We start from the raw sequence: 17105 nt of genomic DNA, 5'->3' as shown, positions 1-17105 counted from the left end.
ATCGAACAATTATATTATAATCAATTGATTATAATATGCAAATTCTTTTTTAGCTTATACTTAATGGAGATTATAGTGTGCAAACCAAATGGAGTGCTTTTATAATAAAGAGATAAGAATTGAATTGAGAGGGTTTATTATGAAAAGTAAAAATAAAGAAATTCAACGGAAAAGAATAATGGGATATTTTATTGAAGCGACTCAAAGCATTATTGAAAAGGAAGGGATAGAAAACGTAACAATTAGAAAGGTCTCGTCTCTCGCTGGGTATAATAGTGCAACATTGTATAATTACTTTGAGAACTTAAATCAGTTGATTTCTTATTCACTGATCAATAGTGTGTTAGAATACTTTGTTTCCTTAAGCAATACCATTGCTGCGGATAACAAATCTTATATTACATTTCTATTAACTTGGAGAGAATACGCAATTTTTTCTTTTCAAAAACCAGAGATATATCCTTATATCTTTTATTCAAAGTATAGTGATGAGGTGTTGAGTCAAGTCACAACTTATTTAAAGCTTTTTCCTATTTCGAATTTTTCGCAAGAATCTGAACTTCAAAAACGAATTTTAGGAGCTAGTATTGAAGAACGTGATAACTTAATTGCTGATCCCTGTATCACAGATGGATATATCGATAAGAAAGATAAAAAATATATTTTTGATTTCTGTTATGCTTTGCATTTGGGAATGTGCGCCAAGATAAAAAGCGGGGAGTATAAAGATCCGTATAAAGTTACTGAATTGTACTTAGATTATCTTATTGACTTTTTATTAAATCATTCAAAAATACCGTGTGAAAAGAGTGAACTTCTTGAATACATACTAAACTATAAATAAAAAACTTTGAATTCCTTTTATAATTAGTGGAATGCTTGAAATTAAGTAGCGTACATTACGAGCAATTGATGCGTAATCAGTCAAAGAAAACGGAGTATTGTTTCTGAAGCTGTTGGATGTTGTACTGAAGCTGATCGGTATTGTGACTGGCCTAAATACGTTAGTCAACGTCTATAAGCAAGCGCGAGGCAAGAAAATCAGCTAATGTTTGTCAAGGGGGACCACCAATATTTTAACGAAAGAGGGCCTATTTGCTTTGGAGGAGAGGTATGTACGTTTCCATCCAGCATATTGAGGAATGAGGGAAGGAGTTTGGACATGGAATTTTAACTTTATTATGTAAAATACTCGTTAATTTAGGGAGGTTTCAAGTATGGGGGAACTTCTCGGTTGAAAGCTCTCAATATGACGAGTTTGTCCAAGATATTAAACATGTGATACGGACTTTTTAATATCTAAGGAGATAAATTCTTTTTTATGAAATGTTTAGTTAAATTAACATGTAACTAAAGTCACTTCACAACTATAATGTAACTGGTCATTCCGGGTCCAATTCATTTTGAATAGCAAGGAATTACTTCCAATTTTAAGTATCGCCAAACTTGCTAATCACCCTTGATTACTGCCGACTGAGAAATAATGTTGACGCTTTCAAAAATCTGATTTATAATTCAATCAATCGAACATACCTATTAGACATGTGACTGGTAATGCAGGCAGGATCTAAAATGACAAATATTGTATTTGTCGTTTTAGGTCCTTTTTTATTTGCAAAAAAGCCTGCTTCCTTTCGCAAAATTACAAAAGGAAGGAGCATGAACATGGATTACAAACAGACCGCTAAGGAGGTTCTGAAGTATGTAGGGGGTAAGGAAAACATCTCCTATTTTGAACACTGCTCGACAAGATTGCGCTTTTCCTTGATTGACAACACTAAAGCCGATGTCAAGCGGCTTGAAAGCATTCCCGGCGTCATCGCCGTAAAAATGACCGGCCAGTGTCAGGTCGTCATCGGCAATGAAGTCGTTGAAGTTTATGATGCGGTCAATCAGTTGTTGGGTTCGCCGAACCCTAGCTCGGAATTCGCTGAGGCATCCGTCGCTAAACCGAAAGAGAAGAAAAAGCTCGGCAGCGTTATTTTGGATTTTATCGTGGGTGTGTTTCAGCCGCTGATTCCGGCGATTGCCGGCGCGGGGATGGTAAAGTCGCTGCTGCTGCTGCTTGGTTTAATGAATGTTCTGGACCCAGCCGGCCAAACTTATAAAGTTTTGTTTCAAGTCGGGGATGCCGCTCTATACTTCCTTCCATTGTTGGTAGCAGTTACCACGGCCAACAAACTAAAAGTCAGTACATTGGTGGCTCTGGCTTCCGTCGGCGCTTTGCTTCTACCGAACATGGCGGCTATGCTTGGAGAAGGCGTTCAGCTCTTCGGTTTTCAGGTCAAAAATATCGCTTATGCCTACCAGGTCTTCCCGGCGATTCTGACCGTGTTGCTCTACGCTCAAATGGAGAAGTTGTTTACGCGAATATCACCGAAGGTGATCCGGATCTTTTTTGTCCCGATGATGTCGCTGCTCATTACCGTTCCGGTTTCATTATTAATTTTGGGTCCGCTCGGTTATACGCTCGGTGAAGGTTTCTCAGCCATCATCTTAACCTTGTTCGATAAAGTGGGCTGGATTGCCGTAGCGTTATTGGCAGCCGTATTGCCGCTGATGGTATCCGTCGGCATGCATAAAGCGCTCGTTCCTTATGCTCTCACCGCGATGGGAAGCACCGGCAAGGAATTGTTATATTTGCCCGCTTCTCTTGCCCACAATATTGCTGAAAGCGGCGCTTGTTTTGCCGTTGCGATACGGACCAAAGACAAAGCATTAAAAGCCACGGCGATTTCCGCCGGGATATCCGCCTTTTTCGGCATTACGGAACCTGCCTTGTATGGGGTCACGCTGCAAAATAAAAAAGTGCTCGGTAGCGTTATTATCGGCTCTCTTGTCGGGGGGGCGTTCATCGGTATCGTCGGCTTGCAGGCGTATGTGTTAGTTGGACCCGGGATCGCCAGTTTATCCATGTTTATCTCGGAGGATTTGCCGAGAAATATCATCAATGCCATCATTGCGCTCGTCATTTCTTTTGTGGTTGCCTTTGTTTCGGCCTTTATACTTGGTACAGACAACAAAGTCAAAGAGGAAGAGCAGCAATTGGCTAACCAGGTTACCACGGTGCAAGAGTTTAAAAGTCCGGTCATCGGAGAAATGATTCCTTTGTCCGAAGTAGAGGATGAGGTCTTTTCCACCAAAGCGATGGGCGATGGAATTGCCGTCATTCCTGCTAAAGGCGAATTGTACGCGCCCGTGGACGGCAAAATTGAAGTGGTTTACGGCAGAAACCATGCGATTGCCATGAGTACGGCGAACGGTATCGAGATGCTGTTCCATGTAGGGATCGATACCGTCCGATTGCGGGGCAAATATTTTGAACCCCAGGTGAAGGCCGGGGATGAAGTGAAAGCTGGCGATTTATTGCTGAAGTTCGATCTTGAGAAGATTATTGAAGAAGGTTATGATCCGGTAACTATCGCCATCGTGACCAATAAGGACAAATACACGGTAGAGGTTGCGGATGTAAAACAGGCGAATCAACAGGATACTTTGATGTTTGTAACCGCTATAGGAAATTAAACCAAGGGGGAGAATAGAAATGAGCAAAGGATTTTCGAAGAGCTTTTTATGGGGCGGCGCTATTGCCGCCAATCAGGCGGAAGGGGCTTGGAACGTGGATGGGAAAGGTCCATCCGTGGCCGATATAGCCATGTACAGACCCCATTTAAATGTCGAGGATTACGAAGCGCACCAGGTTGTTACCTCCGAAATGATCGAACGGGCGATGCAAGACCCGGATGTCAGTAAGTATCCCAAACGCAGAGGGATCGATTTTTATCATCGGTATAAGGAGGATTTGGCCCTGTTTGCCGAAATGGGCTTCAAAGCGTTGCGCGTCTCGATTGCATGGAGCCGGATTTTTCCGACCGGTGAAGAGAACGAGCCCAATGAATTGGGGCTGAAGTTTTATGATGGTTTGTTCACGGAAATGAGACGGCTCGGCATCGAACCGATCGTCACGCTTTCCCACTATGAAATGCCTCTTGCCTTAAGCGTTAAATACAATGGCTGGGCGGAAAGAGAGATCATTGATTATTTCGTAAAATTCAGCAATGTCTGCTTCTCGCGTTATAAGGGCCTGGTGAAGTATTGGCTGACCTTCAACGAAATCGACAGCATCATCCGCCATCCTTTCACGACCGCGGGCATTGTCCCAGAGCGTTGTCCGGAGGGCAAGGTTGAGGAAACCATTTATCAGGCGCTGCATCACCAGTTTGTCGCCTCGGCGCTGGTTACGGCGGATTGCCACCGCATCATTCCGGGCAGCCAGGTAGGCTGCATGCTGACGATGCTGACGACCTATCCGAATACTTGCCATCCCAAAGATGTGGAAATTACGCTGATGAGGAATCTGCACACTTATTTTTACGCGGATGTGCAGGTATTTGGAGAATACCCGCCTCTGATCGAAACCATGCTCGAGCAGAAAAATATTCATCTGCAAATGGAACCGGGAGATAAGGAGATTTTGCGGAAGCATACGGTCGATTTTGTTTCTTTCAGTTATTATATGTCGTTAACCGAGTCCGCGAAAGAAGGGCTGGAGCGGACGTCCGGCAACACGATCACAGGGGTGAAGAACCCTTATTTGCCCTCGACGGAATGGGGATGGCAGGTCGATCCAGTTGGCCTGAAAATCTCCTTAATCGAATTATACGACCGCTATAGAAAACCGCTGATCATTGTGGAAAACGGCATGGGCGCCGTGGACCGGGTGGAAAGCGACGGCTCCATCCACGACGACTACCGGATCAATTATTTTAGAGAACACTTTAAACAAATGAAGGAAGCGGTGGAAGCCGGCGTAGACCTGTTTGGCTACACAAGCTGGGCGCCGATTGATATCATCAGCGCTTCCACGTCCCAGATATCCAAAAGATATGGCTTTATTTATGTCGATCAGGATGACGAAGGGAACGGCAGTTTACAGCGCAGTCGCAAGGATTCTTTTTACTGGTATAAAAAAGTGATTGAAAGTAATGGCGAAGATTTGGATTAGTTTCCCATCTTTCGATTAGGAAGGTGACCCGTGTGATCAAAATCAAAAAAGTGTTGAATTCCAGCGTAATTTTGGTAGAGGATGAGCAGGAAAAAGAATACATTCTGTTTGGCAAAGGCATTGGTTACGGCCAAAAAGCGGGCAATACCGTCGAGGAACACCAAGCCGACCAAATCTTCGTACCCGTTGAAAATGTCAAAGTCAAAGAGTATCACGGATTATTGGATGCCATTCCTCCGGTATACGTGGAACTGACCGGGCGGATTGTGGTTTACGCGGAAAAGAAGCTGCAAACCAAGCTCAACACGGGGATCTATTTTACCCTAATGGATCATTTGCACTTTGCGGTGGAACGGTTGTCTAAAAAAATCGCGATTACCAACAAAGTGTTTTGGGAAATTAAAAATTACTATACTGAGGAATTTGAAATCGGACTCTTCTCCTTAGAGCTGATCAAAGAAAAGCTGCACATCGAAATGCCCAAGGAGGAAGCGGCCAACATCGCTTTTCATTTAATCAATGCCCAAAGCGGGGAGAAGGAATCCAAAGACGGCATGAAGATGGCCAAAATGATTGGCAGCATCGTCAACCTGGTGAGATATTCGATGAATATCGACATGGATACGGAAAACGTCCATTATACCCGCTTTGTAACCCATGTGAAGTTTTTTGTGGAGCGGTTTTATACGGATAAAATGCTGGAGGCTACGGACAACATCCTGTTTGAGCAAATCGCCAGCCTATATCCGCAGGCGATGGACGGGGCTTTCAAGATCAAGGAGTATATTAACCAAGTGTATGGAAAGACCATTCCAAACGAGGAGCTCACCTATCTGGCCGTGCATATTCACAGGCTGATCTCCCATAACCAGTTGGCCTAGACTAGACGGAGGTTCTTTAATATTGAAAGTGAAAAACATTATGATTTCGTTTATTGGGTGTTTTATTATGGGTTTAGGCATAAACGCAGGATATGTTCCCGTTCACTTATTCAGTACAGGATTCCCGGGAATCGGGGTTCTTACGCTCTATACTTTGAATTGGAATCCGGGTATCGTCGTGTTTGCTCTTAATATTCCTTTGTTATTACTGGCCTGGAAACGGATTAGCCGCTCCTTAGTCATCCAGACCGTGATTGTTGCAGGGGCTTTGTCCGTCTTCCTTGACCTATTGTATCCCATCCGAAATTGGGTACATCCTCCCTTATGGTTAGGCATTTTGATTGGAGGGGCGTTCTTGGGATTCGGATCGGGAATCGTTTTTGGCCAAGGGTTGACCAGCGGGGGCGTTGGCCTGTTAGGCCGGTTAATTCAACTTCATTTTCCTAAACTAAAGATGGGTACGATTCATATTGCATTTGATTTTTTTGTGCTTATACTTGGAGCGGTGGTCATGGATATCACGACGGCATTCTACACTTTCTTAGCGTCGATCATTATGGGACGTACGATGGACTTCACAAAATCGGTGCCCAATCTTATTGCAAGATTCCGCCGCACATAACCAAACGCATTGGCAAACTCTGCCCGAAAACAGTTTCGCGCGAAGAGCAACGAAAGCAGCCAACTTCACATGAAGGCTCATGGCAAAGGGGAGCGGTGAAGCCGCAAGGGTATGCCGGAGCGCCGAGCTCCTCGTAAGCACAACTCGACCATTCTTCTCTCGAAGAACAGAACGACTTGCTGGAACGAATTCTCGAAAGGGCCTCCCGGGGTGGAGGACGGCAGTTCTTTGACCCAATGGGAAGAAGAGGAGCCCCAAAGTACAACCAGGTCAATGTTTTCATAATCATGAACGATTCGATACAATATTTGGTCGCATGACAACTTTATCCTGATATAGATTTTTTCTCTCCTCATGAACTTAAAAAGGGAGAGCATTACTTTAAATCGGGTAAGGCAGTTTGTACTAATTTCTAATGGTTCCACTCTTTTTTGCCACCCGACAATAGGTTGTTCAAAGCAGATAAAGTATTGAACTGAAAAATAAAGTGTTAGACTGTCGACACTTCATTAAGTTAAAGGACAGTTTAATGTAATGACATTGTAGAAAGGCACGTCAAATAACCTTCACCAAGTGGTGAGGGCTATTTGACGTACACGATAAACCTTTTATAATAAGGTCTTTTCTGGAATACTTCTGTATTGCAGATAATCTAAAAATCGCTTGACCGCGAGCGATGCCGATTCTTTATCTTTCATAGCAAGGCCGATCTTGCGGTAAGCCGGTATTTCGAGTTCTCTTAATACAATTCGATAGGGAATACGCTTCAAAATAAGTTCCGGTAAAATGCTGATACCTAATATTTCCGATATTTCAGCCTTTGCGCCTTTTTCCAAGAGCATAAATGGTTCTTCGCCTAATGCTTTGACAGGAAAACGATCACAATCGGCGAGTGAGTGGTTTTCCGGCAAGATCACAAGCAGCTTGTCTTGCTCTAAAAAGATCGTATCCAGTTTGGTTTGTGTGGGGAGCCTAAGAAAACCGCAATCCACGCGCCCTTCCAAAATCCAGCTTTCGATTTCCGTATAGTCGCCAAGCAAAAGCTCATAGTCAATGTTCGGATATGTTTTCTGAAATGCTTTGATTATATTAGGAAGCCAATGGGTAGCTACACTAGAAAATGTCCCAATCCGAATTAACCCAGATTGTAGTCCGTGTAATTCGTCAATTTGCGTTTGCAGGTTCTGATATTCATTACATACACTTTTTGCGTATGGAAGTACTTTTAGACCTTCGGAAGTCAGACGTACGCCCGAGCGTCCACGCTCAAGGAGAGATATCTTCCATTCTGCTTCTAAATCGTTAATCATACGGCTGATACCTGACTGTGAATAGTTTAATGCCTCCGCGGCTTTTGTAAAGCTCCCGTACTCTACTGTTTTGATTAGTGCTAAATATTTCTGTATATTTTTATCCATGTGATGTTGACCTCCAACTATCTGATTTTATCATCATATGCATGAAAAACATTCGCTTTTGTAATGATAATGCGGATGATACACTATAGGGCAATAGAACTCAAATGAAAGGAATTTAGTAAAAAACTAGGGATTTCTCGTGTTTCCTTCGCCTCAGCTGAACAGTTAGAAAGTATGTTAGGCGTAAAAATAGGTGCTGCTACTGTTTTTGGTGTTTTGATGGATAAAGACAACAACAGTAGAATCTACTGTCATGGTAACTATATGAATTCTGCTGGTTCATCCATAGATTCTACTGTATGTAAGGGCGGACTATCATTGGACTCACCATCATATTAGTAGAAAGCAGGAATAACAAGTGAAGGAAAAAATTTATTTTATCTTGTCGATGATCATCTTTGGCGCTGTTGGTGTGTTTGCAAAATATATCGATATGTCTTCAAGTAAAATTGCGTTGTTCTTGAGCATGATCGGCGCTCTGTTTCTGCTTGTCGTCTTCGTATGGACTAAGCAGAAAGTATCGTGGCGTAGGGTGAAAAAGAATGCCGCCGCTCTATTCATTGCGAGCATTGCTTTGAGCGGCAACTGGATATTTCTGTTTCAGGCATATAAAGAGACAACGATTGCCAATGCGGCATTGAGCTATTATTTTGCACCTGTTCTGGTTATTATACTCTCACCTTTCGTTTTGAATGAAAAGCTGTCGCTCAAAAAAGCGGTATGTATCGGCATTGCTCTGCTGGGCTTGTTCTTTATCTTACAAAACGGCAGGGCGGAAACAACCGGGCACCATCTGCTCGGCATCAGCTATGGACTAGTCGCGGCGGGTTTCTATGCCGTTTTGACGCTGGTTAACAAGTTTATTCGGGACCTGGACGGGTTGGCAAATACGCTGTTGCAGCTTGGCTTATCGGTTATAATGTTGTCCCCATTTGTGCTGTTCACGGATGGCTTCAATTTCTATTCATTCACCAGCACCACGGTTATATTGATGCTTGTGTTGGGTATCGTTCATGGCGGGGTTGGATTTTATCTTTTCTTTGCCGGAATGAAAGGACTTAAAGGCCAAAGCATCGCTGTATTGAGTTATATCGACCCCCTAACTTCGCTATTAATTTCAGTTCTGGTTGTTGAAGAGAGGATGACTTTGCAACAGCTAATCGGCGCCGTCTTGCTATTGGGCTCCATATGGATAGGTGAAGTAGGCGGAGAGAAGAAATGGACCCTTCGTTAGTTTAATAATACAGCGGCTATCTAGGACTTTATTTTCTCGTCCAAGGCTTGCCGCTGTCTTTATTATTGGGGCCGGTATGATACTTATTTTAAGGGATCTGTCGGTAATGACATTTTTACATCGGCGTATCTTAGGATCTTAACAAAAATTTCTGGGTAATTTGTGCATATAGTTCTAAAAAATTTAAAAAATGGGGGATTGAAATAAGAGGTCAGGAAGCGGAGCTTCTCCACATTCCATAGGAGGCATGAGAAGAAGCAGCTTCAACTGACACTGTTAGCTGCCGGATAGGAGAGTGAATTCTCTTTTTTTCAAATTTCATCGGCTTATAAAGAAGCAGCATCACCAAAGGGTTGGGATCAAATAATTGAGGTCTGATTAGCTTGGTTAAAAGCTGATCAGACCTTTCTTATATTCGCCGTAAAAACAGCTCAAGATGTCAAGCCATGGCTTGGAGGGGAGAATTAAAGGCGTTTTTGCATTGCTTCAGAATTTCTTTAGAAATATCCCCATAAGCTCCTAAGATTTTTATATTAATATACTCTCATCGACATTAACGAGGAGGTTAGAACATGATTAGCGATATCGTCTTACAGCTAGTTGATCATTATGGATATCTCTTTTTTTTCCTAGCCTTCTGCCTAGGCCCATTCGGGGTTCCGGTTCCTAATGAATTAACCATACTAACAGGTGGGATTTTGAGTAACAACGGAGCTTTAAACCCGTGGATTGTATATATTGTTATCCTCGCTGGCTTATTTACAGCCATTACATTTGCCTATTTTGCAGGCAGAATCTTTGGGGAGAAATTCAAACCAAAGTTCCAAAACAACCGTCATTTCCAGAAAGCAGAGAAACTTTTTAAACGACACGGGGATGTTGCAATGTGTCTTGGATTTTTAATACCAGTCGTTCGGTATATTCTGCCTGTATTCATTGGTCTAAACGGTGTCTCGTATAAGAAGTTTGCTTTAATTTCGTATTCCAGCGCGTTTGTTTGGACTGCTACGTTCTTTGCTTTTGGCAAGTTCTTTGGACATTATATATTGAATTTGCTAGGTTTGATCGACCCTAAATTGGCCGTGGTTGCTCTAATGATAGCCGGGGGCATTTTTATCACAACCAGATGGTTCAAGACGAAATTATCCAACTCATCTTTACTGCATAAGCCGTTGAATAAATGAAGAAAATAAGAGAAAAGGAGGGGATATAAGTGAATTATGACACATTAATTCATTTGATTGCGCAGTTCGGTTACGCTGCCCTGTTCTTTGCGCTATGGCTCGGAATTGTTGGAATGCCAATACCGGACGAGGTTGTCGTTATGACCGGCGGAGCCGTTAGCAAAGCAGGTTTACTCCATTCTTTTCCAGCATTTATTGTCACCTATCTAGGAGTTATTTCCGGGCTATCCCTTGGTTATATTTTAGGCAAATTTTTCGGTTCGCCAGTGCTTGATAAACTTCGCCGTAAAAAAAGTTTGGAGAAGCCTATACAAACGTCAGAACACCTGCTAAATAAATATGGCAATTTTGCATTAAGCTTTAGTTACTTTTTTCCGGTGGTAAGGCATATTGTTCCCTATTTAGTCGGAATTAATAAAATGCCCTATCGCCATTATATCCTTTATTCCTATACAGCCGGGCTTGCTTGGACGTCTGTCTTTTTTGTAGTTGGTCAATTTGCAGGCGGCCATGTGGAAACAATAGGGACAATGATTTATCACTACGGTATATATGTGGGACTTGCCTTAATCATAGGAATTTTCATATTCATGATTCTTAAAAATCGGAAGAGGAGCAAAGCATAATGGTAATTTATTTTTAGCATAATAAGAATCGTTTCTTGGGTCATATGAAGGTCTCCTTTCCGTCAATTTTGCTTAAGATAAAGGAAAGAAAGTATTTTCTTAAAAGTTTCTGATGTTTGATTTTTTGAAACGGTATAAAGGAGAACTGTGATCAATGAAAAAAGTAACGAAAGAAAAAATATTGATTCTTACCGGAAATTATGGAGATGGTCATATTCAAGTAGCCCAAGCACTGCAAGATGCAATGCGAATTCGATTTCCTCATATGGAACCTGTCATTATTGATTTTATGGAATGGGTTCATCCCTATGTGAATCATTTGAGTCGGATCGTTTATCTCCGAGCTGTAAAAACATTCCCTCAAGTTTATGGATATCTATATCAGAAAACGCGGAAACAAAACTCCCTATCCAATATCATAAAGACCGTTTTTTCTACAGGAATCGGACGAATGATGAAATTGATTAATGAGATACAGCCAGCTATTGTAATAAGCACATTTCCTTTGGCTGCAGGTGTGATGTCGAAGTTGAAATCATATGGTTTAATTGATATCCCTACTGTTACTACCATTACTGATCATACGGATCACAGTTTATGGATTTATCCCTATACCGATCAATATATCGTGGGTTCCAGAAGTGTACTTGATTCTTTGATTCAATTAGGTGTTGAGGAGGTACGGATTGCGGATACAGGAATTCCCATCCGGCCACAATTTTCGCAGTCCATAGAAAGAGAGAAAACAGCTAAGAAGTATGGTTTAGATCCTCATATGCCTACCGTGCTTGTGATGGGAGGAGGTTGCGGCATGATTGGCGATGGCAGTTCCACTATCCGGGAATTTGATCAATTGCCACAGCCTGTACAATTCATCATTGTTTGTGGGCATAATGAAAAACTTCGAATCGAATTGAGTGAGAAGCTGAAAAGTTCCAAACATCGCATCTATTTAACAGGTTATATTAATTATGTTCATGAGTTAATGGCCGTATCCGATATTATGATTACCAAACCAGGCGGAGTCACGACTTTTGAGGCGATTGCTATGGAACTGCCGATGCTTCTGTGTAAGCCAATCCCTGGTCAAGAACAGGATAATGTCGAGTTTTTAGTCCATTCTGGGGTGGCCATTCATGCAGAGAAATCATGGGATCTAGCTGAGCGTCTATCAGAATTACTAGGTGATGCCAAACTTCTTCAGCATATGATAGAAAATACTAAACAGTTCCATCCTAAAGAGTCCGCGTTTGCATCATTAAAGGCTATTATTGAAACGGTTGAAATGAATAGAGCCAGTGGAATAAAGATATCCTCCTAGAAGAAAGGTAAGCATTGATTCATTATAGTTAATAAGGAGCAGGATCATGAAGCAGATATTGACAATTCTCATTAGTACATTATTCGTCTATACGATTATTCCGACCCTTATGATCCGAATATTTGGAATCGGGGTTTATAAAAAGGGAACGAACGAGCAGCCCATTGCTTTGACTTTTGATGACGGTCCAGACCCAGAATATACGCCACTTTTACTTGATTTATTAAAGAAGCATAATATTAAGGCGACCTTTTTTGTCCTTGGTCGGAAAGCAGAGAAATATCCCGATCTAATCAAACGAATGTACAGTGAAGGACATCTTGTTGGAATCCACAATTATTTGCATTGGTCAAACGCCTTGATGAGTCCTAAGAAGGTTCGCGAGCAGGTAGACAACACGGCCAACGTCATTGATCGTATTATTGGAGAAAGAAGAACCTTCTATTATCGCCCCCCTTGGGGAGTCATTAACCTATTTGACTTTTTTCTGATGAGGCAATATCGCATGATTCTTTGGTCTGTTATTGTAGGTGACTGGAAAAGCTCTGGTGGCAAGCGAAAAATTAAGCAAAGATTGCTATCCAAACTAAAGGGCGGAGCTGTTATTGTTCTTCATGATAGTGGACAAACGTTTGGAGCAGACAGGGATGCACCTGCATACATGTTGGAGGCATTAAATGAGTTTATCACGGAGGCATTATATACAGGATATTGCTTTCAGAGAGTAGATGAGAAGATGGCTGCTTGATGAACAGGCTAATTATATGAGTTTGAGAAAATTTGAATCGAAAAGCTCTAAAATAAAACTTAAGCCAGGAACGACACTTTGTTCGGGCTTAAGTTTTTTTAATTTATACATCAAGGTTGCTCGAGAGGCAAAGTAAGAGTAAATTTAAATATGTTATTTTTATGATCAAGCGTTAAGGTTCCTCCATGCAACTCAATAATGTTTCTAGCAATAGAAAGGCCTAGGCCAGCCCCCGTTTGAATACCTTCGCTACTTCGTGAGTGGTCTACTTTATAAAAGCGATCGAAGAGTTTATCTTCTTGTTCTTGTGTGAGGGGATTCCCTTTATTTTCAACTCCAATATTAATTTGCTTAGGATCCGACTTCATCAAAATACGAATGGTTCCCGGTTTTACAGAGTACTTAAGGGCGTTCATGAGTAGATTATCGATTGCTCTGACAATTTTTTCACTATCAATGAAGCTTATAATAGGAGGGTTTCCTATTTCTTTAATAATACTGATACCGTTCTCTTGAGCGAGCGGTTCAAATTCAAAAATTAATTGATCTAGAAGTTGAAATACATCGATCTTCTTTAGGTCCAAGTGGGTATCGATCGAAGTAAGTCGGGTATATTCAAACAAATCATCGAGCAATTTTTTTAAATGAATAGCTTTGTTATAAGTGTTTTGAACAAATCGCGTATATTCATCTCTATTTTGAAATGAATTTGTTCTTAAGAGTTCTATATAGCCAATAATACTTGTAAGTGGCGTACGCAAGTCGTGTGAAATGCCCGTTATCATCTCCATCTTGGAGTTTTCTAATTCACGTTCCTTTTCGATCTGCTGCTGTAAACGTTCCGCCATCAAGTTGATATTAAACGCGACCCTCCCGAGTTCATCTTTTCGCATGACAGGCACTCGATAGTTTAAATTACCCTCGGATATAATTTGAAGCCCCTGCTCCAACGAAATTAAGTCTCTTACGATTCGTCGAGTCAAAGCGAGAAATATAAAAATAAATATCCCCGTGAACAAAAGGGTAATTAAATATGGAAATAAATCACGAAACCAATCCCATTCCCATGCGCGGGTGATTTTCACGAAAAGTGTAATGAGCAAATTATTTATAGTGAGAGCAATAATCATACTGATTACCAATCTGATTAAAATGTTGACCTGGATGCGTTTTTGTCGTTTTGGCTTTTGCACATGTTCAGTCAATTTTATAGCCAACTCCCCATACCGTTTTAATATACTGAGGATCTCTTGGGAAATCCTCTAACTTCACTCGTAAATTACGAATATAGACCATCACGGCATTATCGGAATACCCATAAGGCTCTTTCCATACGCTTTTGTAAATCTTATCAGGGCTAAATACTTGTCCAGGGTGGCTTGCAAGTAACTCTAGAATTGAAAACTCAAGAGGGGTCAGTGAAATGTGATTTCCTTTCAATGTAACGGAATGTTTAGTCCTATCAATAACAAGATCTTTGATGAAGATAAGAGAATTAAATTCTTCTTTTCCTATTAATGATCGTCGCCTCATCTGAGCTTTTACTCGAGCGAGCAATTCTAACGGATTAAAGGGCTTTAACATGTAATCGTCTGCTCTGGTAGTAAGACCTGTGAGTATATCAATATCTTCTTCTTTGGTCGAGAGCATAATAATGGGAGTGTTCGATAATTCCCATATTTTAATACAAGCTTGAATACCATCCATTCGTGGCATCCTAACATCTAGGATGACCAGCTCGATATAGATTGATTTTATTAAATTTAGCGCTTCGAGACTATCTGCAGCTTCTATGACAAAGTATCCTTCATTACGCAAGTATACGTGAATGACATCTCGAATCTCTGGATCGCCATCTACAACAAGTATTGTATCCATTACATGGTGCCCCTTTCCTGATCTTTTATGACCATGAAGAAAACAAACAGACCTGCCGGCAGTAAAGAACATCACTGTCCATAATAGTAACGAAAAAATCTAAGGATTTTACGAGGATATATCTAAAGAAAATCTGAAGACTATTGTTAAGAAATTCTTTAGAAAAATCCTCTAAAGATCTTCAGAGTTTATCGTTATGATAGGTTCATTGCTTTAGATAAACCTAATCAGGAGATGAGAACGTGACACACCCAACCAAACAGTCCTCCCTTTCAACATGGCTGACTCTTCTATGGCTTACAGGGATTCCGATATTATATATTCCCTATGGTCTACTGAACCGCCCCGCCGAACATGTCTATAGTCTCGTAACAGACCTAGATCGCCTAACGCCATTCGTCCCTTCCTTTATTATTCCTTATGTTCTTTGGTACCCGTTCATTGCAGCGGTACTTGTCGGACTTGCGTTCAAGGACAGAGCCACCTATTATCGGACACTGCTTGCGCTCTGTGGAGGCTTGGTCCTTTCTTATATCGTCTATGCCTTGTTCCAAACGGCTGTTCAACGTCCAGACAATCTAGCCGAGACAGGTATTATCAACCGTCTAATCTGGTTGGTGTACAGCCATGACCAGCCGTTCAACTGTTTCCCGAGCATTCATGTGCTAACCAGCTATCTGATGCTTCGGGGAGCAAGGGTATTCGGGGGAACGATTCGGTGGGCAGTCACCGCAATGTCTATTCTCATTATTGCGTCCACTTTGCTGGTCAAGCAGCATGTATTGGCGGATGTCGTTGGTGGTATTTTAGCCGGAGAGCTGTTGTACCGGTTGGCGGGTATAGCCGTATCATACCTACGGGGACACAGAAAGCGCCTGACTTTGAAAGGAGTCGAGCGTCATGTTTCTGCTGAGTAAGGAAAGACGCTCGTTCCTATCTCATTTTTTGAGAAAACCCCGACATATGATTACATTGCTAAATCAACCGTAAATAAGTATATAAGGTCATATAACATCGTATTTATACTATTTTATAAAAATTAGAAAGAGGAGGTTCCCATGAAAAAACGTATGTTCATTTTATTGCTGTTAGCCTTGTCGGCCAGCTCTTTTTCAGCGTTCTTTGTTCAAGCGGAGGAGGGACAGCAGCAGGCTAGCAAAGCAAGTGTGAAATTAACACTGAGTCAAGCCCAGCAATGGGCACGATCCAATAGCTTTAGCTTGAAGGAAGCCCAACAAACGATAGATCGCAACCGAATTATGCTGAAAAATGCAGGTAAGAACCTGGATTTCATTCCAGCAGGTACGGGCAACAGTGGAGAGGATGTGGCTAGTAGCTCAGCATGGAAGGGGTATGCCTCATCGACGGTTTCTTATTTGGAATCCAAAAAGCAAATCGAACTTGCCCAAGATCAGACAGACTACACGACAATGAAAAATTATTATGATGTACTTCTGGCTGATAACAAAGTGAAGGGTAGTGAGGATGCACTTGCGCTTGCGTTATTGGAGGAAAAAGCTGCTGAGGCGAAGGCTAACCGTGGAAAAATTTCGCCAGGTGATAAAAGCACCATTATTCAGACTCGTATAGAGGCACAAAAGAATGTTGACATTGCAAAAGCTGCGCTGCAAAAAGCGCTGGATTCGCTAAATACGCTAATGGGGCAACCGCAAGGTACGGCGTATGAACTGGTTGATCGGCCTGTTTACCGGAAAATGGATAACACGAATTTGGATACGCTGGTGACGCGTGCAATCTCTGCGAGTCCTTCGGTATGGAAACAAGAGGAGTCTGTCAAACTGGCCAAGATGGAAATTAAATATTACACATGGAACTCAGGAACTGATGATTATGAAATTAAACAGATTGATGTAGATTCGGCGGAAGGCGGACTTAAAAATACCAAGGACCAACTGGCAGAAACATTGAAGAGTATGTACTTTAATCTACAGCAAAATGATGAACAATACGAACAAATGCAAAGTAATCTACAGAACGCCAATAAAGTGTTAAACATTTCCCGTACGAAAAAGGAACGTGGATTTGCTACTGGTACGGAGGTCGCTACGAATCAGTTAAAAGTGAAGCAAATTGAACGGAATATGGATGAACTGATTGTCCAAATGACACAGCTGCAACAGGCTTTAAACAAACCGTGGAGCGTATAGTGGTTAGAAAAAATACATTT

15 protein-coding genes and 1 pseudogene are annotated in these 17105 nt (G+C 41.7%); 13 read left to right on the top strand and 3 right to left on the bottom strand.

All coding sequences use genetic code 11. The features are described 5' to 3' along the window. Positions 1–139: 139 nt before the first annotated feature. The 5 genes from KQI_RS0109390 to KQI_RS0109365 all read left to right on the top strand — a co-directional run bounded on the left by KQI_RS0109390 (position 140) and on the right by KQI_RS0109365 (position 6508). Entirely contained in the window at positions 140–844 is a 705-nt protein-coding gene (locus tag KQI_RS0109390) for a TetR/AcrR family transcriptional regulator (RefSeq protein ID WP_029390089.1), read from the top strand. An 821-nt stretch (positions 845–1665) separates the two neighbouring features. Further along, positions 1666–3525, top strand: a complete 1860-nt coding sequence (locus tag KQI_RS0109380) for a beta-glucoside-specific PTS transporter subunit IIABC (RefSeq protein WP_029390088.1) — start codon at positions 1666–1668, stop codon at positions 3523–3525. Positions 3526–3544: 19 nt separating this feature from the next. Further along, the gene (locus tag KQI_RS0109375; protein ID WP_010346514.1) at positions 3545–5005 is read left to right on the top strand and encodes a glycoside hydrolase family 1 protein; all 1461 of its coding nucleotides are present in this window, start codon (positions 3545–3547) and stop codon (positions 5003–5005) included. A gap of 32 nt (positions 5006–5037) precedes the next feature. Beyond that, entirely contained in the window at positions 5038–5886 is an 849-nt protein-coding gene (locus KQI_RS0109370; RefSeq protein ID WP_010346513.1) for a PRD domain-containing protein, read from the top strand. Between the two features lie 40 nt (positions 5887–5926). Continuing rightward, a complete protein-coding gene (locus KQI_RS0109365; RefSeq protein ID WP_277813520.1) occupies positions 5927–6508 on the top strand; it encodes a YitT family protein in 582 nt (193 codons plus the stop codon). Positions 6509–7116: 608 nt separating this feature from the next. Here KQI_RS0109365 and KQI_RS0109360 read toward each other — a convergent pair. Continuing rightward, entirely contained in the window at positions 7117–7926 is an 810-nt protein-coding gene (locus KQI_RS0109360; protein WP_010346510.1) for a LysR family transcriptional regulator, read from the bottom strand. 120 nt (positions 7927–8046) lie between these two features. On the opposite strand from KQI_RS0109360, the pseudogene KQI_RS29780 reads away from it, so the two are divergent. The 6 genes and pseudogenes from KQI_RS29780 to KQI_RS0109335 form a co-directional block, all read left to right on the top strand. Then, a pseudogene (locus tag KQI_RS29780) lies at positions 8047–8265 on the top strand (hypothetical protein); the annotation flags it as partial. Positions 8266–8284: 19 nt separating this feature from the next. Next, positions 8285–9160, top strand: coding sequence for a DMT family transporter (locus KQI_RS0109355; protein WP_010346508.1), 876 nt, complete (start codon positions 8285–8287; stop codon positions 9158–9160). Positions 9161–9732: 572 nt separating this feature from the next. Further along, entirely contained in the window at positions 9733–10344 is a 612-nt protein-coding gene (locus KQI_RS0109350; RefSeq protein WP_010346506.1) for a DedA family protein, read from the top strand. 29 nt (positions 10345–10373) lie between these two features. Then, on the top strand, positions 10374–10970 hold the full coding sequence (locus tag KQI_RS0109345; protein ID WP_010346505.1) for a DedA family protein: 597 nt from the start codon (positions 10374–10376) through the stop codon (positions 10968–10970). Between the two features lie 154 nt (positions 10971–11124). Next, positions 11125–12291 (top strand): MGDG synthase family glycosyltransferase, encoded by a 1167-nt coding sequence (locus KQI_RS0109340; protein WP_010346504.1) that lies wholly within the window; start codon positions 11125–11127, stop codon positions 12289–12291. A 46-nt stretch (positions 12292–12337) separates the two neighbouring features. Next, complete coding sequence (locus tag KQI_RS0109335; RefSeq protein WP_010346503.1) at positions 12338–13039, top strand: polysaccharide deacetylase family protein; 702 nt, start codon at positions 12338–12340, stop codon at positions 13037–13039. Positions 13040–13149: 110 nt separating this feature from the next. Here KQI_RS0109335 and KQI_RS0109330 read toward each other — a convergent pair whose 3' ends face one another. Then, positions 13150–14244: a sensor histidine kinase gene (locus tag KQI_RS0109330; protein ID WP_010346502.1), complete on the bottom strand. Its 1095-nt coding sequence runs from the start codon at positions 14242–14244 to the stop codon at positions 13150–13152. Then, positions 14237–14917 carry a response regulator transcription factor gene (locus KQI_RS0109325; protein WP_010346501.1) on the bottom strand — a complete coding sequence of 227 codons (681 nt, stop codon included), beginning with the start codon at positions 14915–14917 and terminating at the stop codon, positions 14237–14239. The genes KQI_RS0109330 and KQI_RS0109325 overlap by 8 nt, the downstream gene beginning before the upstream one ends. Positions 14918–15159: 242 nt before the next feature. Between KQI_RS0109325 and KQI_RS0109320 the strand changes: the two genes are divergently transcribed. Both KQI_RS0109320 and KQI_RS0109315 read left to right on the top strand, forming a co-directional pair. Further along, the gene (locus tag KQI_RS0109320) at positions 15160–15834 is read left to right on the top strand and encodes a phosphatase PAP2 family protein (RefSeq protein ID WP_010346500.1); all 675 of its coding nucleotides are present in this window, start codon (positions 15160–15162) and stop codon (positions 15832–15834) included. Positions 15835–15975: 141 nt separating this feature from the next. Next, entirely contained in the window at positions 15976–17085 is a 1110-nt protein-coding gene (locus KQI_RS0109315) for a TolC family protein (protein ID WP_010346498.1), read from the top strand. Positions 17086–17105 lie beyond the last annotated feature (20 nt).

This window comes from Paenibacillus peoriae KCTC 3763 (assembly GCF_000236805.1).
Classification (GTDB): Bacteria; Bacillota; Bacilli; order Paenibacillales; family Paenibacillaceae; genus Paenibacillus; species Paenibacillus peoriae.
Note: the sequence above shows the minus strand (reverse complement) of the source record. Positions and strands in the feature narration are given on the sequence as shown.